This window comes from Mycobacterium sp. BK086, assembly GCA_004362315.1.
Lineage (GTDB): Bacteria > Actinomycetota > Actinomycetes > Mycobacteriales > Mycobacteriaceae > Mycobacterium.
In genome coordinates, this window is record SNWL01000009.1 from 332,484 (window position 1) to 353,050 (window position 20,567).

The window sequence follows — 20,567 nt, forward strand, 5'->3', positions numbered from 1 at the left end:
TGAGCGCTCACTGGAGGCGCACATCGCATCCAGTCGAAAGGACCCCTGCCATGTTCGAGACCCATCTGACCGTCGTCGGCCGCGTCGTCACCGACCCGCGCCGTCGCGTCGTCGGCGACCAGGAGCTGATCAGCTTCCGGGTGGCCAGCAATTCCCGCCGCCGCACCGGCGAGGGCACCTGGGAGCCCGGCAATTCGCTGTACATCACCGTCAACTGCTGGGGCAAGCTCGTCACCGGCGTCGGCGCCGGCCTCTACAAAGGCGCGCCGGTCATCGTCGTCGGCGATGTCTTCACCAGCGAGTACGACGACAAAGAAGGGGTGCGGCGCTCGTCGTTGGAGATGCGGGCCACGGCCGTGGGCCCGGACCTGTCCCGCGCGATCATCCGCTACGAGCAGCCCCAGCCCAGGGCCGCCGAACCCGCAGCTGAGGAGCCGGCGGCCGGGGAACCCCTGGACCCCGAGGACGCCGACGAGACGACGGGTCTGCCACTCTCGGCGTGAGGCGGCCCCGCGGCCGCGTTGGCCTGGCCAGCGCGGCCGCAAGGCCTCCGCCGTGCGCGCCTAGGATGGTCGGCGAGCAATTCCCGAACCAGACGGAAGGCAATACCGCGGCAATGGCGGAATACATCTACACCATGCGGAAGGTCCGCAAGGCGCACGGCGACAAGGTCATCCTCGACGACGTCACGCTGGCCTTTCTGCCCGGAGCCAAGATCGGCGTCGTCGGCCCCAACGGCGCCGGTAAGTCGAGCGTGCTGAAGATCATGGCCGGTATCGACCAGGCCAACAACGGCGACGCGCTGCTGGCGCCCGGCGCCACCGTCGGCATCCTCATGCAGGAGCCGCAGCTCGATGAGACCAAAACGGTCCGCGAGAACGTCGAGGACGGCGTCGCGATCAAGGCCAAGCTCAACCGGTACAACGAGGTCGCCGAACTGATGGCCACCGATTACACCGACGAGCTGATGGACGAGATGGGCAAGCTCCAGGAAGAGCTGGATGCCGCCGACGCCTGGGATATCGACTCCCAGCTGGAGCAGGCGATGGACGCGCTGCGCTGCCCGCCGCCCGACGAGCCCGTCACTCACCTGTCCGGTGGTGAGAAGCGTCGGGTCGCGCTGTGCAAGCTGCTGCTGTCCAAGCCGGACCTGCTGCTGCTCGACGAGCCGACCAACCACCTCGACGCCGAGAGCGTGCAGTGGCTCGAACAGCACCTCGCCGAGTACAAGGGCGCGATCCTCGCGGTCACCCACGACCGGTACTTCCTGGACAACGTCGCCGAGTGGATTCTGGAGCTCGACCGCGGCCGCGCCTACCCCTACGAGGGCAACTACTCTACCTATCTGGAGAAGAAGGCCGAGCGCCTCGAGGTGCAGGGCAAGAAGGACCAGAAGCTGCAGCGGCGCCTCAAGGAAGAACTCGCCTGGGTCCGCTCCGGCGCCAAGGCCCGGCAGGCCAAGAACAAGGCACGCCTGGGCCGCTACGAGGAGATGGTCGCCGAGGCGGAGAAGACCCGCAAGCTCGACTTCGAGGAGATCCAGATTCCGGCTCCGCCGCGACTGGGCAACGTCGTCGTCGAGGTCGAACATCTCGACAAGGGCTTCGAGGGTCGCACCCTGATCAAGGACCTCTCGTTCACGTTGCCCCGCAACGGCATCGTCGGCGTCATCGGCCCCAACGGTGTCGGTAAGACGACGCTGTTCAAGACGATCGTCGGGCTCGAGCAGCCTGACAGCGGCAACGTCCGGGTCGGCGACACCGTCAAGCTCAGCTACGTCGATCAGAGCCGCGCCGGCATCGACCCGAAAAAGAATGTGTGGCAGGTGGTTTCAGACGGCCTCGACTACATCGAGGTCGGTCAGAACGAGATCCCGTCGCGGGCCTACGTGTCGGCGTTCGGATTCAAGGGACCCGACCAGCAGAAGCCGGCCGGGGTGCTCTCCGGTGGTGAACGCAACCGGCTCAACCTCGCGCTCACCCTCAAAGAGGGCGGCAACCTGATCCTGCTCGACGAGCCCACCAACGACCTCGACGTCGAAACGCTGTCGTCGTTGGAGAACGCGCTGGAGAATTTCCCCGGCTGCGCGGTCGTCATCAGCCACGACCGCTGGTTCCTGGACCGCACCTGCACGCACATCCTGGCGTGGGAGGGTGACGACGACAACGAGGCCAAATGGTTCTGGTTTGAAGGAAACTTCGGGGCCTACGAGGAGAACAAGCTCGAGCGATTGGGAGCCGACGCGGCCCGTCCGCACAGGGTCACCCACCGCAGGCTCACACGCGACTAATGTGGCGCTGCGGACCAGCGTCGGTTCGCATGCTGATCAGGAGCGGCAGGTATGACGGTTGACCCCAGAACTACCGAGTCGATGGGCGAGGCCTACCTCGCCACCTATCGCGGTCCACACGGAGGGGCGCCCGACGCGGACGCCACCGACACCGGGCCATTGGTCACGGCGGCTGCCGACCGGGTGATTCCGCCGGGCCTGATCGCCGCACAGGAACAGCTGGCGCACAGCCGGGTGGTCGGCGAGACCCTCGTCGCGATCTACCCCGGCGACGACCCCGGCGGGTTCGGGCCTGCGCTGCAGATCGTCACCGACCAGGCCACCATGCTGCTGGACTCGGTCACGGTCCTGTTGCACCGGCTCGGGGTCGCCTACGTCGCGTTGATGAACCCGGTGTTCCGGGTTCGCCGAAGCGCGGGCGGCGAGCTGCTCGAGGTGCGGCCGCTGGCCGACGCGGATTCCGAGGGCTTCGAGGAGTCCTGGATTCACGTGCAGCTCTCGCCGTCGGTCAACCGCAAGGCACTGGCCGAGGCGGAGCGGATGCTGCCGATGGTGGTGGCCGACGCGCGGCAGGTGGCCCTGGATTCGGTGGCGCTCAGTGCCGCCCTGCACGACCTGGCCCGCGAGATCGACCACGACACGGGAACCCGGTTCGCGGGTCCCGACCGCGAGCAGGTCGCCGACCTGCTGCGCTGGCTGTCGGTGGGCAACTTCGTGCTGCTGGGCTGCCAGGACTGCACCGTTGGCAACGGGGTGGCCACCGTCGTGGAGCCCAGCCGGCTCGGGGTGGCCCGGCTGCGCACCGAGGTGCTGCCGGAGCTCACCAAACCGGGCGATCTGCTGGTGCTCGCCCAGGCCACCATGCCCAGCTTCCTGCGGTATGGGGCGTACCCGTACATTGTGGTGATCCGCGAGCACACGCCTTCTGGGGATGTGGAGCACCGGTTCGTGGGGCTGTTCACGGCCACCGCGATGAGCGCCAATGTGCTTGACATCCCGCTGATCTCGCGGCGGGTGCGCGATGTCCTGGAGCTGTCGCAGAACGACCCCAGTCACCCCGGTCAGCTGATGCTCGACATCGTCCAGACCATTCCGCGCTCCGAGCTGTTCGCGCTGACCGGTGCCCAGCTGCTCGAGATGGCCGGCACCGTCGTCGATCTCGGTTCGCGCCGCCGCGCGCTACTGTTCCTGCGCGCCGCCCAGCTCGGCCACTTCGTGTCCTGCCTGGTCTACCTGCCCCGCGACCGGTACACCACCGAGGTGCGGCTGCATATGCAAGACATCCTGGTGCGCGAGTTCGGTGGCGCAAGTATCGACTACACCGCGCGCGTCAGTGAATCACCCTGGGCGGTCGTGCATTTCACTGTCCGGCTGCCGGACGGGTCGACGCGCCAGTCGATCGACGACAGCGAGGCCAACCGCACCCGCGTCCAAGGACTTCTGACCGAGGCGCTACGCACCTGGGGCGACCGGCTGCTGGGGTCCGCGCGAGAGGGCAAGATCGACCTGGCGGTCGCCGAGCATTACGCCGACGCATTGCCCGAGGAGTTCAAGAAGGTCGTCACCTCCACCGAGGCGATCACCGACATCGGCATCATCGAAGCGCTGCAACCGGATTCGGTCAAGCTGCAGTTCGAAGAGGGCGACGAACCCAACGAAGCCTTCCTCACCTGGTACCTGGGTGGGTCGACGGCGTCGCTGAGTCACCTGCTGCCGATGCTGCAGTGCATGGGCGTGCTGGTGCTCGAGGAGCGCCCGTTCACCGTTGTGCGCCCCGACGGGCTCACGGTCTGGATCTACCAATTCAAGATCCGGCCGGACACGTCGATGCCCGAGTCCACCACCCCCGAAGAGTTGGACGCCAACGGGCAGCGGTTCGCCGACGCGGTGACCGCCATCTGGCAGGGGCGCGCCGAGATCGACCGATTCAACGAGCTGGTCCTGCGGGCCGGCTTGACCTGGCAGCAGGTCGCGGTGCTGCGGGCGTATGCAAAGTACTTGCGGCAGGCCGCTTTCCCGTACAGCCAGTCGCATATCGAATCGGTGCTCAACGGAAACCCGAGGACCGCGCGTTCTCTGGTGGCGCTGTTCGAGGCGATGTTCGATCCGGACTCGGCGGCCAAGGGCCTGGACGCGCTGGCAGCTGCGGATGCCGTCGCCACCGACATCGATGCGCTGGTCAGCCTGGACACCGACCGGGTGCTGCGCGCGTTCGCGTCGATGATCCAGGCCACGCTACGCACCAACTACTTCGTCACCAGCCCGGACTCGGCGCACGCCCAGAACGTGTTGTCGCTCAAGCTGAATCCGCAACTCATCGACGAGTTGCCACTACCGAGGCCGAAATTCGAGATTTTCGTCTACTCACCACGCGTCGAGGGTGTGCATCTGCGATTCGGTCACGTCGCCCGCGGCGGGCTGCGCTGGTCGGACCGCCGGGAGGACTTCCGTACCGAGATCCTCGGCCTGGTCAAGGCGCAGGCCGTCAAGAACGCCGTCATCGTGCCCGTCGGCGCCAAGGGCGGCTTCGTCGTCAAGAAGCCGCCGGCCCCGCTCGGAGACGACGCCGCCGACCGGGATGCGTTCCGCCACGAGGGAATTGCGTGCTACCGGCTGTTCATCGCGGGCCTGCTCGATGTCACCGACAACGTCGACCGGGCCACCGGCGACGTCATCACCCCGCCTGGTGTGATTCGACGCGACGGTGACGACGCCTACCTCGTCGTCGCGGCGGACAAGGGCACCGCCACCTTCTCCGACATCGCCAACGACGTCGCCAACTCCTACGGCTTCTGGCTGGGTGACGCGTTCGCCTCCGGCGGCTCGGTGGGCTACGACCATAAGGCCATGGGCATCACCGCCAAGGGCGCCTGGGAGTCCGTCAAACGGCACTTCCGGGAAATGGGGGTGGACACCCAGAGTGAGGACTTCACCGTGGCCGGCGTCGGCGACATGAGCGGTGACGTGTTCGGCAACGGAATGCTGCTCTCGCACCACATCCGGCTGATCGCGGCCTTCGACCACCGGCACATCTTCATCGACCCCACCCCGGACGCCGAGCGGTCCTGGACGGAGCGGCAGCGGCTGTTCGACCTGCCGCGCTCGAGCTGGGAAGACTACGACGCCGGCTTGATCAGCGAGGGCGGCGGGGTGTTCAGCCGCCAGCAGAAAGCGATTCGGATCACCCCGCAGATGCGCTCGGCGCTCGGTCTGCAAAGCGACGCCGACGAGATGACGCCGCCCGCCCTGATGAAGGCGATCATGCAGGCGCCGGTGGACCTGTGGTTCAACGGCGGAATCGGGACCTACATCAAGGCCGAGTCGGAATCGGACGCCGAGGTCGGCGACCGTGCCAACGACACCATCCGGGTGAACGGAAACCAGGTGCGGGCCAAGGTGATCGGCGAGGGTGGCAACCTCGGTGTCACGTCGCTGGGCCGGGTTGAGTTCGACCTGTGCGGCGGGCGGATCAACACCGACGCGATGGACAACTCCGCCGGTGTGGATTGCTCCGACCATGAGGTCAACATCAAGATCCTGATCGACTCGCTGGTCACCGCGGGCAAGGTCAGCGCGGACAAGCGCACCGATCTGCTCGCCTCGATGACCGACGAGGTCTCGCGGCTGGTGCTGAACGACAACATCGACCAGAACGACCTGATGGGCACCAGCCGGGCCAACGCCGCGTCGTTGCTCAACGTGCACGCCCGCCAGATCGTCGAGCTCGAGGAGCGCCGCGGGCTCAATCGCGAGCTGGAAGCGTTGCCGTCGAACAAGGAGATCCGCCGGCGTCAGGAGGTCGGGATCGGCCTGACCTCACCGGAATTGGCGACCCTGATGGCGCACGTCAAGCTGGCTCTCAAGGACGAGGTGCTGGCCAGCGACCTGCCCGATCAGGAGGTGTTCGCTTCGAGGTTGCCGCGCTACTTCCCGAGCCAGCTGAGCGACAACTTCACCGCCGAGATCCGCACGCACCAGCTGCGCCGCGAGATCATCACCACGATGCTGGTCAACGATGTCGTCGACATCGGCGGGATCACGTTCGCCTACCGCGTCACCGAGGACACCGGCGTGGGCTACGTCGATGCGGTACGCACCTTCGTGGCGGCCGACGCGATCTTTGGCATCGGCAGGGTGTGGCAGCGGATCCTCGACGGCGGGCGCAACAACGAACTGCCGGTGAGCGTGTCCGACCGGATGACGCTGGATCTGCGCCGCTTGCTCGACCGCGCCGCGCGGTGGCTGCTGAACTACCGGCCGCAGCCGCTGGCGGTCGGCGCCGAAATCAATCGGTTCGCGGCCAAACTGGCCGAACTGACACCGCGGATGCCGGCGTGGCTGCGCGGCGACGACAAGGCCATCGTCTCCAAGGAGGCCGGCGAGTTCGCCGCCCACGGCGCCGCCGAAGACCTGGCCTATGAGGTGGCCAGCGGCCTCTACCAGTACAGCCTGCTCGATGTGATCGACATCGCCGACATCGTCGACCGTGATCCCGCCGAGGTGGCCGACACCTACTTCGCACTGATGGATCACCTGAGCACCGACGGGCTGCTGACCGCGGTGTCCGGGCTGCCGCGCGATGACCGGTGGCATTCGTTGGCCCGCTTGGCGATTCGCGACGATATCTACGGCTCGCTGCGCGCGCTGTGTTTCGACGTGCTGGCAGTCGGCGAGCCGGAGGAGACGGGCGAGGAGAAGATCGCCGAGTGGGAGCACACCAACGGATCCCGGGTCGAGCGGGCCCGCCGTACGCTGGCTGAGATCTACCAGGACGACGAACGGGATCTGGCGACGCTCTCGGTGGCCGCGCGCCAGATTCGTAGCATGACGAGGACAAGTGGAACAGGATCAAGTGGTTAACGGATTCACCACCGGCGTGCGGGTGCGCTGGTCGGATATCGACATGTACCAGCACATCAACCACGCGACCATGGTGACGATCCTGGAAGAGGCGCGGGTGGACTTCTTGCAGGAGCCGTTCGCCGAGGACATCGCGACCATCGGGCTGCTCATCCACGAGGTGCAGGTGCTCTACAAAGGCCAACTGCGGCTTGCCGATTCACCGCTGCAGGTGACGATGTGGACCAAGCGACTGCGTGCGGTGGACTTCACCATCGGCTACGAGGTGCGCTCACTGCTCGCCGATCCGGACTCGAGGCCCTCGGTAATCGCGGAAACGCAGTTGGCCGCCGTGCACATCGAAGAGCAACGGCTGGTTCGGCTTTCGCCCAAGCACCGGGAGTACCTGCAGCGCTGGGAGCGATAGTGGACCGTGAACGTGGTCTTGTCATTCCCGATGCCGTCGTGCGCAATGACCTGTCGGCATTCGTCGAGCATGCGCTGCGCCTCGACGAAGCCGCGGTGATCCGGTTACGGGCGCGTTCGGACGGTCTGGTGACAGCGTGGGTGGCCACGGGGTTGGACGTCCTCGCCGTCCGCGTCATCGCCGGTCAGCTCAAGCCGGACGACTTGTCCTGCGGGGCGGACGAATTGGCTCGTGGACTGCGTCAGGCCGACGCGTCGGGCTATGTCGACCCCGGCTATCCGATGGACTCCGCGTGGCGCGGTGGGCTGCCGCCGGACACCGGTTTCAGTCATCTCGACGACGTGCCGGCCGCAGTGCTCACCACCCTGGCTGAGCGCGGGGCCGGTTTGGCCAAGGAGCACAGCAGCGCGCACGGGCCCCCGGCCTCGCTGCTGGATCAGGATGTGCTGCAGGTGAGTTCGGGCGACACCGCCGTCGGTGTTCCGATGCGGTGCGTGTTCGCTCTGACCGCGATGGGATTCGTGCCCGAATCGCCGGGTGACGAGGAGATCGTGCGGGTGCGGCTCTCGCCGACGTGGCTGCGGATCGACGCCCGGTTCGGATCGGTGTATCGCCGACGCGCGGATTCGGCGTTGGTACTGCATGGCTGATACCGACCACGGCAAGCTCGGCTTCTGGGAAAGCCCGGCGGCGCGGGTCACGGTCGGCGTCCTGGTCGGCGCGATCGTCACGGCGGTGTTGTGGGACCGAAACGGCATGCTGTCGCTGCTCGGCGGATGGACGGCGCTGACGCTGACGTTCTCCGCCTGGACGTGGATCGTGCTGTGGCGGTTCGACTCCGGCAAGACCAAAGACCATGCCGAGCGGGAGTCACCCTGGCATTGGGCAGTGGTATCGCTGGTGCTCGGAGGCGCGCTGGTGAGCCTGTCGGGTGTGTGGGTGCTGCTGAACAAGGCTCACGACGACGGGGGTCGATGGCTGGCGGTCGGCAGCATCGTGTTGTCGTGGTTCACGATCCACACGCTGTACGCGCTGATCTACGCCAAGCATTACTTCAATCCGGCCCGCGGCGGCGGGATCGACTTCAACGACCCGCACAACAACGATCAACCGTCCTATACCGACTTCTTCTATGTCGCCTTCGCTGTCGGGATGAGCTTCGCGATCTCGGACACCAACCTCACCTCAACGCGCATGCGCAAGACCGCGTTGGTCCACGGGCTCTTGTCGTTCGTGTTCGGCACGACCATCGTCGCGTCAGTGGTGAACGTGATCTCGTCGGGCTAGACCGTCGCGATCCAGGCCGCCGCATCGGGCGCCAGCTCGTCGCCCACCAGCGGCGCGCTGACCGCAAGTACGTCGCCGTCGGGCAACGGCAACGCAACCGACCCCGTGTTGACCACACACAGCACGCCGCCGGACAGGAAGGCCAGCGCGTCGTCGCGCAGCTGCAGCCATTCGACGTCGTATTCGGTGAAGTGAAAACGCTCTCGCCGCAACCCCAGAATCGTGCGGAAGAACACCAGCGTCGAGTCCGGATCCGTGAGCTGACGCTCGACGGTCAGCGCCGCCCATTCGACAGGCATCGGCAGCCAGGTGTCGGGGTTGGACGAAAAGCCGAACGGGGGAGCGTCACCCGACCACGGCATCGGAACCCGGCAGCCGTCGCGGCCGCGTTCGGTGTGCCCGGACCGCTCCCAGACCGGATCCTGCAGTACCTGGTCGGGTAGATCGACGTTCGGCAGGCCGAGTTCCTCACCGTTGTAGAGGAACATCGCGCCCGGCAGTGCCAGCATCACCATCGCGATGGCGCGGGCCTGGGCCAGCCCCTTCGCGCCGCCGCCGTAGCGGGAGACTTCCCGCTCGACATCGTGGTTGGACAACGTCCACGTCGGGCTGGCGTCGGCCAGCGCGGCCGCCGCCAACGCGTTCTCGATCGCGCCGTGAATGCTGGCGACGTCGAATTCGGCTCGTACCAAACGGAAATTGAAGCCCATGTGCAATTCGTCGGGGCGCAGGTACTTCGCGAAGTCCTCGTTCTCGAACACCCAGATCTCGCCGATCGTCACCGCTTCGGGGTAGTCGTCGAGCACGGTGCGGATTCCGCGATGGATCTCGTGCACGCCGTCGTGGTTGAACCGCGGATCGTCGTCGTCGAGGGTCAGCATGCCGACATCGGGATTGGCCATATCCGGCAGGCCGGGGGGCTTGGCCATCCCGTGCGCGACATCGATGCGGAAGCCGTCCACGCCGCGGTCGAGCCAGAACCGCAAGGTCTTTTCCAGATCCTCGAACGTTTCGGGGTTGTCCCAGTTGAGGTCTGGCTGTTCGGCGTCGAACAGGTGCATGTACCACTGACCGTCCGGAACCCGGGTCCAGGCCGGACCGCCGAACACCGACACCCAGTTGTTGGGTGGCATGGAACCGTCGACACCGAGGCCGTCGCGGAAGATATACCGTTCTCGCTCAACACTTCCCGGCCCCGCAGCCAGCGCCGCCTGGAACCAGGCATGCGCAGAGCTGGTGTGGTTGGGCACCAGATCCATCGTGACCTTGATACCGCGCGCATGTGCCTCGGCGATCAGCCGCTCCAGTGCACCCAGCCCGCCGAAGAGGGCATCGACATCACGCGGGTCGGCCACGTCGTAGCCGTGATCGGCCATCGGCGACACCATCACCGGGTTGAGCCAGATCGCGTCGACACCGAGCCAGCTCAGGTGGTCGAGGTGGGCGGTCACACCGTCGAGATCGCCGACTCCGTCACCGTTGCTGTCGGCGAACGAGCGGGGGTAGACCTGGTAGAAAATCGCGTTCGCCCACCACGGGGCGGTGCCGGCGCGGGCCATCGGCGTCCTTAGAAGGCGGAGTTGACCATCGATTGGGCGGCCATCTCGAGATAGGCCAGGAGTTCACGGCGATGCTCGTCGTCGAGCGTCGCCGAGTCGATCGAGGCGACCGCGGTGTGCATGCAGCGCAGCCAGGCGTCACGTTCCAGGAAACCGATGACGAACGGGGCATGACGCATCCGCAGCCGGGGATGGCCGCGCTGATCGGAGTAGGTTCGCGGGCCGCCCCAGTACTGCTCGAGGAACATCCGCAGCCGGTCCTCGGCGGCGTCGAGCTCGTCCGGCGGGTAGAGCGGAAGTAGCACCTCGTCCTCTCGAACCAGCTCGTAGAAGCGGGACACGATCTTGTGGAACGTCTCAGCGCCGCCCACTGCGTCGTAAAACGTCTGCCCATCTCCGTCGGCCTGAGTCTCCGTCACCCCACCATTGTGTACATCCGCGTCACCCGCTACCCACGTCACCCGATGTTCACGGATTTGACCTGCGAACACGGCCCAAAATGTCGTGCGATTGCGGCGGATCCATGGTGGACTGGTTGCCGGAGGACGCATGTCGCAGCGCAAACGGAACCGCGGCCACCGTGCCGCGGCGGGCCCGATCGGGTCTTTGCCGAGTTCAAGCCTGCACGCCGACCCTCACATACCCAGCCCGGCCGACGGATCAGTGTGGGGACGTCGCCGGGTGCTGTTACTGAATTCGACCTACGAACCGCTGACGGCGCTCCCCATGCGCCGAGCGGTGATCATGCTGCTGTGCGGCAAGGCGGACGTGGTGCACGACGACCCGAACGGCCCGGTGATTCACTCGGCCACCCGGGCGATCGTGGTCCCGTCGGTGATCCGGCTGCGCAGCTTTGTGCGGGTGCCGTACCGGGCGCGGATCCCGATGACGCGGGCCGCCCTGATGCACCGCGATCGGTTCCGCTGCGCCTACTGCGGCTCCAAGGCCGACACCGTCGACCACGTGGTGCCGCGCAGCCGGGGCGGTGAGCATTCGTGGGAGAACTGCGTGGCCGCCTGCGCGGGCTGCAACCACCGCAAGGCCGACAAGTTGTTGACCGAGTTGGGCTGGACGCTGCGGCTGGTGCCGACGCCGCCGAAGGGTCAGCATTGGCGGCTGCTGTGCACCATCAAGGAACTCGACCCGGCCTGGGTGCGCTACCTGGGTGAGGGCGCGGCCTGAGACTGCTACGGTTTGCCTCGTGAATACCGCTGTCATCCATGGGTTGTTCGTGGGCATCCCGTTCGGGCTCGCGGCCTTGCTGTGTCTGCTGTACATCCCCGGCAAGAGCAACCACCCCAAGACGTACAACCTGTCCGAGAAGTGGACGCACGCCCCGATCCTGTGGGCTGCCGTCGACGAGGTGGTTCCCGGCGGTGGCCATCACGGTCACGGCTCGGCCGAGGTGAATGTGGGAGGTGGCGCAAGTGGCAAGTGGTGACCACGGCACCGTAGCGACGGTCGATCCGGCCAACCTGCCGTACGGCTATGCGCTGACCACCAGCGGACGCGTCTCGGGCGTCACCGAGCCGGGCGAGCTGTCGGTGCACTACCCGTTCCCGATCAGCCAGCTCGTCGAGCTCGACGATGCGCTGAAGTACGGCACCCGGCAGTCGAAAGCCCGCTTCGCGGTCTACATCGGCGACCTGGGCAGCGACACCGCGGCGCGGGCTCGCGAGATCCTCGCCGACGTGCCGACGCCGAACAATGCGGTGCTGCTGGCCGTGTCGCCCGATCAGAAGGCCATCGAGGTCGTCTACGGCGCGGACGTGCGCAGCCGCGGCGCTGAGTCGGCGGCCCCGCTCGGGGTGTCGGCAGCCGCGTCGGCCTTCAAAGAGGGCAACCTCATCGACGGGCTGGTCAGCGCCGTGCGGGTGATGTCGGCAGGCATTTCCAGGCCGTAGTTCTGGCTCTTGATCGCGACGTAGCGCTCCAGGAAGGCGCGCTCGTCGAGGCGTTTACGCCGCATCCAGCCGGTGACCTCGTCATTGCACTTACTCGCATTGCAGGCCGCGCAGGCGGGCACGACGTTGTCGATCGTGTACCTGCCGCCGCGGGAGATCGCCATGACGCAGTCCCGCTGCAGCGGCTTGCCCTTGGCTCCGCAGTACGCGCAGCCGTTCCAGGCGTCCTTGAGCGCTGACCACTGCTCTTCGGTCAGATCGTTGACGACGGCCTTGACCCGGCGGACGCGCCTGCGTGCCGCGCGTGCTCGCCGGGTGTTCTTGGCCGCCATCGCCTGATGATGGCAGTGCGAGGTCAGTCAGCGTCGAAGGCGCGCGCTTTCAGCGAGCGTTCGGTACCGGCCCGGCCCTCGAGCACCAGCCTGCGCAGCGCCGACGGCAGCTCGCCCTCGAGGAACTGATCGGCAGCCGCCAGGGCCTCGGCGCTGATATCCCACGACGGGTACAGACCGATCACCACCGTCTGCGCCACCTCGCTGGACCGGCGCTCCCAGACTCCGGGGATCGCCGCGAAATAGCGCTCGGTGAACGGCTGGAGCAGCGCGCTCTGGCCGGCCGGCGCGAAGCCGCCGATGATCGACCGCGCGGTGATGTTGGCCAGGGTGTCGTCCTCGATCACTTGCTGCCAGGCGGCTTCCTTGACCGCGAGTTGTGGGCGGGCCGCGGCGGCGGCGGCCGCATGACGGCGCCCGGCGGCGGTCGGGTCGCGCTGCGCCTCGGCGTCGATGAACGGGCTCTCGGGACCGTCGCCGTCGATGTCACCGGACGCAGCCAGCGCGGTGACGATGCGCCACCGCAGATCGGTGTCGATCACCAGCCCCGGCAGATTCACCTCGGCCGGCTCGTTGTCCAGCAGCGTCGCCAGCACCGCGACGTGGTGCAGCTGCAGCACCGACGTGCACAGCGCGTTGACGAACGCCAGCTGATGATCCGAACCGGGGGCCGACTCGCGTGCCAGGTCCAGCAGCCGGTCGGCGAACGCGGGCCAGCCGTTGGCGCACGCCCATGCCGGATCGGCGTAGGAGTTCAGCGCGGTCTGCGCCTGCAGCAGCAGCCGCTGGGCCACACCGACTTCGGTCTCGGCGTGGACGCCGCTCATCACCAGCGCCACGAAATCGCGGGCCTTCAACTCTGCGTCGCGGGTCATCTCCCACGCGGCCGACCACACCAGCGTGCGGGGGAGCGGCTCCTCGATGTCGGCGATGCGGCTCAGCGCGGTCTTCAGCGACGCGTCGTCGAGGCGCAGCGAGCAGTATGTCAGGTCATCGTCGTTGACCAGGATCAGCTTCCCGCGCGAAACTCCCTGCAGCGCAGGTACTTCCGTCACAGGCCCGGCCACGTCGAGTTCCTCGCGGTGCACCCGCACCAGCTTGCCGGTCATCGGGTCGTCGTCGTAGATGCCGACCGCGAGCCGGTGCACGCGGGTCTCGCCGGCGCCGGGGGCCGCACCGCCCTGGGCGATCGCGAACCGGGTGAAAGCGCCGTCGGCGTCGACGTCGAAGTCGGCGCGCAACGTGTTCAGACCGGTGGTCTTGAGCCACTGGCGTCCCCAGTCGGACAGGTCACGGCCCGAGGCCTTCTCCAACGCGCTCAACAGGTCGTCGAACGTCGCGTTGTCGAAGGCGTGAGCGGCGAAATAGTCACGCAGGCCGGCCAGGAAGTGCTCGAGCCCGACGTAGGCGACGAGCTGCTTGAGCACGCTGGCGCCCTTGGCGTAGGTGATGCCGTCGAAGTTGACCTCGACGGCATGCAGGTCGGGGATGTCGGCGGCGACCGGGTGGGTCGACGGCAGCTGGTCCTGCCGGTAGGCCCAGGACTTCTCCACGTTGGCGAATGTGGTCCACGCCTTGTCGTATTCGGTGGCCTCGGCCTGGCACAGCACCGAGGCGAACGTCGCGAACGACTCGTTGAGCCACAGGTCATCCCACCACGTCATCGTGACCAGGTCGCCGAACCACATGTGCGCCATCTCGTGCAGCACGGTCTCGGCCCGGCGCTCGTAGCTGTACCGGGTGACCTTGGACCGGAAGACGTAGTCCTCCAGGAACGTCACCGCGCCGGCGTTTTCCATTGCGCCGGCATTGAATTCGGGCACGAACAATTGGTCGTACTTGCCGAACGCGTAGGGCACACCGAAGTTCTGGTGATAGAACCCGAAGCCCTGTTTGGTCTCGGTGAACAGCCGCTCGGCGTCCATGTACTCGGCCAGCGAGGCCCGGCAGAACAGGCCGAGCGGGATCTCGCCGTGCTCGTCGGCGTAGACGTCGTCCCAGCGGGCGTACGGGCCGGCGATCAGGGCCACCAGGTAGGTGCTCATCTTCGGGGTGGTGGCGAAGACGTGCACCCCATTGTCGACGGAAACCGTTGCGCCGTTGGAGATCACCTGCCAATGCGCCGGAGCGGTGACGGTGACGTCGAACGTGGCCTTGAGGTCGGGCTGGTCGAAGCACGCGAACATCCGCTTGGCGTCGGCGGTTTCGAATTGCGAGTACAGGTAGACCTCGCCGTCGACGGGGTCGACGAAGCGGTGCAGGCCCTCACCGGTGTTGGAGTAACTGCAGTCGGCGTCGACCACCAGAACGTTGGTCTCGGCCAAACCCTGCAGTGCGATGCCGGTCGACTCGTCGTATCCGGACACGTCGATGTCGATGCCGTTGAGCACCGCGCTGCGCACGGTGGCGGCGGCCAAGTCGATGACGGTGTCGGCGCCCGGTGTCGCCTGGAATTCGACGGTCGTCGTGGAGCGGAACGTCGTCTCAGAGGAAGTCAGGTCGAGAACGATGGAGTAATTGCCGACGGTGACCAGAGCAGCGCGCTCGATGGCCTCGTCACGAGTGAGGTTGGGAAGTGCCACGTGTCCAACTTAGTGGCAGCCCGACCTACATGTGCGGGGCCTGGATCCAGTTGAAGAAGGTGCCGTTGGTGACCGACTTCATCATCGCCGGGCAGTACAGCTTCACGGCCATCCCCGCGAAGAATCCCGCCATCTGCGGCGGGATGCCGCCGCCCTGCACCTTCGACACCGCCTCGCCGAAGGATGCGCCCGGGCCGACGAGCTGCGGGCAGACCGACTTGGCCAGCTGGGTGGCGGCTGCGGCGTTGTCGTAGTGGATGCCGGCCTGATTCAGGGCGGCGATGAAGGCGTCGTCGACGGTGTCGGCCTGGGCCGGCGCTGCCAGTGCGGTTGCGCCTGCGACGAACGCGGCGGCGGTCACTACTCGAATCACTGCAATCACTTGTGGAACACTGGTGCACATTGGTCACAGGAACAACACGGTTGGGTCAAGACTTGCCACCTATGCGTTTCCTGTGCCGTCATCTCCAGCTTGGTGGTGTTCGCGTGCGAGAACGGGAACAGTGATCTCACCACATGAGTTGAGTTGAAGGTCTGCGTCCATCGCTGGGAGGAGCCCCATGTCCGAGAAGTCCGTCGCCGGTTTCTGGTTCGACCCGCTGTGCCCGTGGTGTTGGATCACCTCGCGCTGGATTCTCGAGGTCGAGAAGGTGCGCGATATCGACGTCGACTTCCGGGTGATGAGCCTGGCGGTACTCAACGAGGGCCGTGATCTCCCCGAGGAATACCGCGAAGGGCTGAAGCAGGCATGGGGTCCGGTCCGGGTCGCCATTGCCGCCGAGCAGGCGCACGGCCGCGAGGTACTCGCGCCGCTGTACACCGCGATGGGCACCCGCATCCATGACCAGAACAACAAGGACTTCGCCGTCGTCATCTCCGAAGCGCTCGAAGAGGTGGGCCTGCCCGCCGAGCTCGCCGAGGCGGCCGCCACCGACAAGTACGACGATGCCTTGCGTAAGAGTCACCACGAGGGCATGGACGCCGTCGGCGAGGATGTCGGGACGCCGACCATCCACATCAACGGCGTGGCCTTCTTCGGCCCGGTTCTCTCGCGCATTCCGCGCGGCGAAGAAGCCGGCAAATTGTGGGATGCCTCGGTGATTTTCGCGTCGTACCCGCACTTCTGGGAGCTCAAGCGGACCAGGACCGAAGCGCCGCAGTTCGACTAGATTTCGTCCTCCGGTTGCGCGCCGGCTCGCCAGGTACAACCTTTAGTCCATGACAGTGGCTGACCCGGCAGAGCCGAGCGTGCAGACCGACGGCACCTACCGCGACAAGTTGGTGGCCGTCGAACCCGGTGGCAACGAGTTCATTTCCCACGAAGACCGGCACGGACAGCCGCGCCAGCTGTTCTGGACGTGGACGTCACCCAACCTCGAGTTCGCCACGATCTTCGTCGGCGTGCTCGCGGTGGCCGTCTACGGAATGACGTTCTGGCAGGCCGTCGCGGGCATCGTGATCGGCACCGGCCTCGGCGCGATCGCGCACTACTTCCTGTCCGCGCGCGGGCCACTGCACGGCGTGCCGCAGATGGTGCTGGGCCGAATGGCGTTCGGGTTCAAGGGCAATGCGGTGCCGTCGGTGCTCATGTCGGTGACCGCCGGCGTCGGCTGGTTCGCTACCAACAGCGTCAGTGGCGCCTACGCGCTGGCCACGTTGTTCCACATCGCGCCGCTGGTCGGCCTGGTCATCATCGTGCTGATCCAGACCGCGTTCGCGTTCTTCGGCCACAACCTGGTGCAGGCATTCGAGCGGTGGTCGTTCCCGGTACTCGCGGTGATCTTCGCCGTCGCGTCGGTGGTGATCCTGTCCAAATCGCACTTCGACGCGCCCGCGGTCGACGGTGGCGTCGGCGGCCTCGGCGGGTTCCTGCTCACCGTCGGCACCGCCTTCGGCTACGCCGCCGGATGGACGCCGTATGCCGCCGACTACACCCGGTATCTGCCGGCCACCGTGTCGACCGCGCGCACCGGGCTGTTCGCCTCGATGGGACTGTTCTGGTCCTGCGTGATCCTGGAGACCGTCGGTGCGGCCTCGGTGACCATCGGCCCGGCGCTGTCCGACAACCCCACCGAGGCGTTCACCAGTGAGCTGGCCTCCCCGCTGGCGAAAGCCACGTTGCTGGCCATCGCCGTCGGCGCCATCGCCGCGAACGCGATCAACATCTATTCCGGGGCAATGGCTTTCGTGACGATCGGCGTCAAGTTGCCCGCCCACATCGCGCGAGCTCTGGTCACGGTGTTCTTCGGTGTCGCGGGCTTCGCGATCGCCTGGTGGGCATTGCCCGATGCCGCCGCCAGCTACGAGGCCTTCCTGCTGATCATCGCCTACTGGATCGGGCCGTGGCTGGGTGTGGTGTTCGCCGACCAGTATTTGCGGCAGGGGCAGTCGATCGCCGGGTTCCTCTACGACCGCAGCTACACCAACTGGCCCGGGTTCGCGTCGTTCGCGATCGGCCTGGTGGTGTCGGTGCTGCTGTTCTCCAACCAGGTGAAGTTCGTCGGCTACGTCGCCCGAGAGCTGCCCCAGCTCGGCGACATCACGTTCTTCGTGGGCTTCCTGATCGCCGGCGCGAGTTATCTTGGGCTATGCCGATCGAAGATCGCCGCCGAACGCAAAGCGGTATGACGCCTCCCGAGATGCTCGAGGTCGCTATCGACGAGGCGCGAAAAGGCTTGGCGGAAGGCGGAATTCCGATCGGTGCCGCGCTGTTCAGTGCCGACGGCGTGCTCTTGGGCAGCGGGCACAACCGACGCGTTCAGCAGGGTGACCCGTCATTGCACGCCGAAACCGACGCCTTCCGCGCTGCCGGCCGTCAACGTGACTACCGCTCGACGATCATGGTCACCACGCTCTCGCCGTGCTGGTACTGCAGTGGGCTGGTGCGCCAGTTCAACATCGGCGCGGTGCTGATCGGGGAGAGTCGCACCTTCGTCGGCGGGCACGACTGGCTGGCCGACTACGGCGTCGACGTGACGCTGCTGGACGACGAGCGCTGCGTGACCATGATGACCGACTTCATCGCCGCGAACCCCGAACTGTGGAACGAGGACATCGGAGTGGCCGAGTGATCGCCACCATCGACATCTCCCGCTGGCGGGCCGGGGGAGCCGAGGCCGACATCGTCGCCGCCGAACTCGACGAGGGATTGCAGCGGGCCGGATTCATCCTGGTGACCGGCCACGGCATTGACCCGGCGTTGGCCGCCGCGGTGCGAGCCGCGTCGCGCCAGTTCTTCAGCCTGCCCGACGCCGTCAAACGGCAGTACTCGGTGCCGGTCGGCGGGCACGGCTGGATCGCGCCCGGCGCCGAGGCCAATGCCTACGCCGAGGGCACCGAGACGCCACCCGACCTCAAGGAGAGCTACAGCCTGGGCGCCGAGACCGCCGTCGGCGATCCCGAGGTCGACCGGATCTGGTTCGCGCCCAACGTCTGGCCCGAAGAGGTCGCCGAACTGCAGGCGCTGGTGAACGAATACACCGAGGCCGTGCACCGGTTGGCCGACGACCTGCTGGCGCTGATGGCCCACGCGCTCGGGCTGCCCGACAACCCGTTCGTCGCCCTTGCCGACCGGCCGACCTGGACGTTGAACATCAACCACTACCCGCCCGTCAGCGTCGTCGGAGAGCCCGAGCCCGGCCAGTTCCGGATCGGCCCGCACACCGACTTCGGCACGGTGACGATCCTGGATCGCGAGCCCGGAGCCGGTGGGCTGCAAGTCTTTTCCGAGGCTGACGGCTGGGAGGATGCGCCCTACGACCCGTCGGCGCTGACGATCAACATCGGGGACCTTCTCGAATACTGGAGCGGACGGCGCTGGCCGTCGGGACGACATCGGGTGCTGCCGCCGCAGCCGCACGCTCCTGAGGAGGACCTGATCTCGCTGGTCTACTTCTACGAGGCCAACCACGACGCACTGGTCACCCCGCTGGCGCCGCCGATCGGCAAGGTGTCAGGCCTGACGGCGGTGACATCGTCGGCGTTCATCAAGGAGCGGCTGGACGCCATCACTGTGGGCTGAGCGGGCGCCGAAGTAAGGTAACGGCCATGCGTGTCTACCTCGGCTCAGACCATGCCGGATACGAACTCAAGCAGGCCATCATCGAGCACCTGAAAAAGGGTGGTCACGAGCCGATCGACTGCGGCGCGTTCACCTATGACGCCGAGGACGACTACCCGGCGTTCTGCATCGCCGCCGCGGTGGCGACGGTCGCCGACCCCGACAGCCTCGGCATCGTGCTGGGCGGCTCGGGTAACGGCGAGCAGATCGCCGCGAACAAGGTGCCCGGCGCCCGCTGCGCGCTGGCGTGGAGCACCGAGACCGCGTCGCTGGCCCGCGAGCACAACAACGCCCAGCTAATCGGCATCGGCGGCCGCATGCACACCGAGGACGAAGCGCTGGCGATCGTCGACGCGTTCCTGTCCACCCCGTGGTCGAAAGCTGAACGCCACCAACGGCGTATCGACATCCTCGACGAGTACGAGCGCACCCACGTGCCGCCGCCGGTGCCCGGCGCCCCGGCCTGACCCGTGCCGGAAGGCCATACCCTGCACCGGCTCGCCCGGCTGCATCAGCGCCGCTTCGCCGGCGCTCCCGCGGCCGTGTCCAGCCCGCAGGGCAGGTTCGCCGACGCCGCGATCCTCAACGGCCGGGTGTTCACCCGGGCGTCCGTGTGGGGCAAGCACCTGTTCCATCACTACGACGGCGGCTCGATCGTGCACATCCACCTCGGGCTGTACGGCACCTTCACCGAGGCGCCGGTGCCGATGCCGCTGCCCGTCGGCCAGGTGCGGATGCGGGTCGTCGGTGCGGAATACGGCACTGACCTGCGCGGCCCGACCGCCTGTGACGTGGTCGACGAGGCGCAGGTCTCGGCGATCGTGGCTCGGCTGGGGCCCGACCCGTTGCGCCGAGACGCCGACCCCGCACAGCCGTGGGAGCGAATCTCCAAGTCGCGCAAAACCATCGGTGCACTCTTGATGGATCAGAGCGTGATCGCCGGAGTGGGCAACGTGTATCGCAGCGAATTGTTGTTCCGCCATCACATCGACCCGTTCCGGCTGGGCCGCGACGTCAGCGAGGCCGAATTCCTCGACGCCTGGACCGACCTGGTCGCGCTGATGAAGGTCGGCGTGCGGCGCGGCAAGATCGTGGTGGTGCGCCCCGAACACGACCACGGTGCGCCGTCGTATGCGCCGAACCGGCCTCGGACCTACGTGTACCGACGGGCCGGCGACCCGTGCCGGGTGTGCGGGACGCCGGTGCGGACCGCCGTGCTGGAGGCCCGCAACGTGTTCTGGTGTCCCACCTGTCAGGTGTAACGCGCTGCACCGAATTGCGCCACCC

Annotated in this window: 19 protein-coding genes and 1 pseudogene; 15 read left to right on the forward strand and 5 right to left on the reverse strand. The window is 67.0% G+C overall.

Annotated elements, in window-relative coordinates:
* Positions 1 to 50: 50 nt before the first annotated feature.
* The 6 genes from EV580_RS30830 (at position 51) to EV580_RS30855 (ending at position 8,843) form a co-directional block, all read left to right on the forward strand.
* Positions 51 to 503, forward strand: a complete 453-nt coding sequence (locus EV580_RS30830; RefSeq protein WP_133696492.1) for a single-stranded DNA-binding protein — start codon at positions 51 to 53, stop codon at positions 501 to 503.
* A 113-nt stretch (positions 504 to 616) separates the two neighbouring features.
* Entirely contained in the window at positions 617 to 2,290 is a 1,674-nt protein-coding gene (gene ettA, locus EV580_RS30835) for an energy-dependent translational throttle protein EttA (protein WP_133696493.1), read from the forward strand.
* A 51-nt stretch (positions 2,291 to 2,341) separates the two neighbouring features.
* On the forward strand, positions 2,342 to 7,150 hold the full coding sequence (locus tag EV580_RS30840; RefSeq protein WP_133696495.1) for an NAD-glutamate dehydrogenase: 4,809 nt from the start codon (positions 2,342 to 2,344) through the stop codon (positions 7,148 to 7,150).
* Positions 7,143 to 7,556, forward strand: coding sequence for an acyl-CoA thioesterase (locus tag EV580_RS30845; protein ID WP_133696840.1), 414 nt, complete (start codon positions 7,143 to 7,145; stop codon positions 7,554 to 7,556). Before EV580_RS30840 ends, EV580_RS30845 begins: the two co-directional genes overlap by 8 nt.
* Entirely contained in the window at positions 7,553 to 8,206 is a 654-nt protein-coding gene (locus EV580_RS30850; RefSeq protein ID WP_133696842.1) for a DUF8185 domain-containing protein, read from the forward strand. Before EV580_RS30845 ends, EV580_RS30850 begins: the two co-directional genes overlap by 4 nt.
* On the forward strand, positions 8,199 to 8,843 hold the full coding sequence (locus EV580_RS30855) for a DUF1345 domain-containing protein (protein WP_133696497.1): 645 nt from the start codon (positions 8,199 to 8,201) through the stop codon (positions 8,841 to 8,843). The genes EV580_RS30850 and EV580_RS30855 overlap by 8 nt, the downstream gene beginning before the upstream one ends.
* Here EV580_RS30855 and EV580_RS30860 read toward each other — a convergent pair.
* Positions 8,840 to 10,402 carry a glycoside hydrolase family 13 protein gene (locus EV580_RS30860; protein WP_133696499.1) on the reverse strand — a complete coding sequence of 521 codons (1,563 nt, stop codon included), beginning with the start codon at positions 10,400 to 10,402 and terminating at the stop codon, positions 8,840 to 8,842. The two genes, EV580_RS30855 and EV580_RS30860, sit on opposite strands and share 4 nt — an antisense overlap.
* Positions 10,403 to 10,410: 8 nt before the next feature.
* A complete protein-coding gene (locus EV580_RS30865; protein ID WP_133696500.1) occupies positions 10,411 to 10,821 on the reverse strand; it encodes a globin in 411 nt (136 codons plus the stop codon).
* A 130-nt stretch (positions 10,822 to 10,951) separates the two neighbouring features.
* Between EV580_RS30865 and EV580_RS30870 the strand changes: the two genes are divergently transcribed.
* Genes EV580_RS30870 through EV580_RS30880 form a run of 3 tightly spaced genes read left to right on the forward strand, consistent with a single transcriptional unit; the run spans position 10,952 to position 12,306 of the window.
* Entirely contained in the window at positions 10,952 to 11,584 is a 633-nt protein-coding gene (locus tag EV580_RS30870) for an HNH endonuclease (RefSeq protein WP_133696502.1), read from the forward strand.
* A 19-nt stretch (positions 11,585 to 11,603) separates the two neighbouring features.
* Positions 11,604 to 11,843 carry an aa3-type cytochrome oxidase subunit CtaJ gene (ctaJ, locus tag EV580_RS30875; RefSeq protein ID WP_133696503.1) on the forward strand — a complete coding sequence of 80 codons (240 nt, stop codon included), beginning with the start codon at positions 11,604 to 11,606 and terminating at the stop codon, positions 11,841 to 11,843.
* Positions 11,830 to 12,306, forward strand: coding sequence for a DUF5130 domain-containing protein (locus tag EV580_RS30880; RefSeq protein ID WP_133696505.1), 477 nt, complete (start codon positions 11,830 to 11,832; stop codon positions 12,304 to 12,306). The genes ctaJ and EV580_RS30880 overlap by 14 nt, the downstream gene beginning before the upstream one ends.
* A 2-nt stretch (positions 12,307 to 12,308) precedes the next feature.
* Here the strand turns inward: EV580_RS30880 and EV580_RS30885 are convergent.
* The 3 genes and pseudogenes from EV580_RS30885 to EV580_RS30895 all read right to left on the reverse strand — a co-directional run.
* A pseudogene (locus tag EV580_RS30885) lies at positions 12,309 to 12,638 on the reverse strand (HNH endonuclease); the annotation flags it as partial.
* A 23-nt stretch (positions 12,639 to 12,661) separates the two neighbouring features.
* Positions 12,662 to 15,220: an aminopeptidase N gene (gene pepN / locus EV580_RS30890; RefSeq protein ID WP_133696507.1), complete on the reverse strand. Its 2,559-nt coding sequence runs from the start codon at positions 15,218 to 15,220 to the stop codon at positions 12,662 to 12,664.
* 25 nt (positions 15,221 to 15,245) lie between these two features.
* Positions 15,246 to 15,581, reverse strand: a complete 336-nt coding sequence (locus tag EV580_RS30895; RefSeq protein WP_286171935.1) for a DUF732 domain-containing protein — start codon at positions 15,579 to 15,581, stop codon at positions 15,246 to 15,248.
* A 199-nt stretch (positions 15,582 to 15,780) separates the two neighbouring features.
* Here EV580_RS30895 and EV580_RS30900 point away from each other — a divergent pair, with 199 nt between their 5' ends.
* The 6 genes from EV580_RS30900 to EV580_RS30925 are packed head-to-tail and all read left to right on the forward strand — an operon-like array spanning position 15,781 to position 20,542.
* Complete coding sequence (locus tag EV580_RS30900) at positions 15,781 to 16,389, forward strand: mycothiol-dependent nitroreductase Rv2466c family protein (RefSeq protein WP_133696510.1); 609 nt, start codon at positions 15,781 to 15,783, stop codon at positions 16,387 to 16,389.
* Positions 16,390 to 16,438: 49 nt separating this feature from the next.
* Entirely contained in the window at positions 16,439 to 17,848 is a 1,410-nt protein-coding gene (locus tag EV580_RS30905) for a purine-cytosine permease family protein (RefSeq protein ID WP_133696512.1), read from the forward strand.
* Positions 17,845 to 18,291, forward strand: a complete 447-nt coding sequence (locus tag EV580_RS30910; protein ID WP_133696513.1) for a nucleoside deaminase — start codon at positions 17,845 to 17,847, stop codon at positions 18,289 to 18,291. The genes EV580_RS30905 and EV580_RS30910 overlap by 4 nt, the downstream gene beginning before the upstream one ends.
* A complete protein-coding gene (locus tag EV580_RS30915; RefSeq protein ID WP_133696515.1) occupies positions 18,288 to 19,241 on the forward strand; it encodes an isopenicillin N synthase family dioxygenase in 954 nt (317 codons plus the stop codon). The genes EV580_RS30910 and EV580_RS30915 overlap by 4 nt, the downstream gene beginning before the upstream one ends.
* Before the next feature lie 26 nt (positions 19,242 to 19,267).
* The gene (locus EV580_RS30920) at positions 19,268 to 19,747 is read left to right on the forward strand and encodes a ribose-5-phosphate isomerase (protein WP_133696517.1); all 480 of its coding nucleotides are present in this window, start codon (positions 19,268 to 19,270) and stop codon (positions 19,745 to 19,747) included.
* Positions 19,748 to 19,750: 3 nt separating this feature from the next.
* Positions 19,751 to 20,542, forward strand: coding sequence for an Fpg/Nei family DNA glycosylase (locus EV580_RS30925; protein ID WP_133696519.1), 792 nt, complete (start codon positions 19,751 to 19,753; stop codon positions 20,540 to 20,542).
* Positions 20,543 to 20,567: the final 25 nt, after the last annotated feature.

Excerpts from the sequence above, each read along its gene's own strand:
- EV580_RS30905 (WP_133696512.1), top strand. The coding sequence starts at position 16,439 with ATGACAGTGGCTGACCCGGCAGAGCCGAGCGTGCAGACCGACGGCACC.
- EV580_RS30855 (WP_133696497.1), top strand. The coding sequence starts at position 8,199 with ATGGCTGATACCGACCACGGCAAGCTCGGCTTCTGGGAAAGCCCGGCG.
- EV580_RS30910 (WP_133696513.1), top strand. The coding sequence starts at position 17,845 with ATGACGCCTCCCGAGATGCTCGAGGTCGCTATCGACGAGGCGCGAAAA.
- EV580_RS30900 (WP_133696510.1), top strand. The coding sequence starts at position 15,781 with ATGTCCGAGAAGTCCGTCGCCGGTTTCTGGTTCGACCCGCTGTGCCCG.
- EV580_RS30870 (WP_133696502.1), top strand. The coding sequence starts at position 10,952 with ATGTCGCAGCGCAAACGGAACCGCGGCCACCGTGCCGCGGCGGGCCCG.
- ettA (WP_133696493.1), top strand. The coding sequence starts at position 617 with ATGGCGGAATACATCTACACCATGCGGAAGGTCCGCAAGGCGCACGGC.
- EV580_RS30920 (WP_133696517.1), top strand. The coding sequence starts at position 19,268 with ATGCGTGTCTACCTCGGCTCAGACCATGCCGGATACGAACTCAAGCAG.
- EV580_RS30830 (WP_133696492.1), top strand. The coding sequence starts at position 51 with ATGTTCGAGACCCATCTGACCGTCGTCGGCCGCGTCGTCACCGACCCG.
- EV580_RS30840 (WP_133696495.1), top strand. The coding sequence starts at position 2,342 with ATGACGGTTGACCCCAGAACTACCGAGTCGATGGGCGAGGCCTACCTC.
- EV580_RS30860 (WP_133696499.1), bottom strand. The coding sequence starts at position 10,402 with ATGGCCCGCGCCGGCACCGCCCCGTGGTGGGCGAACGCGATTTTCTAC.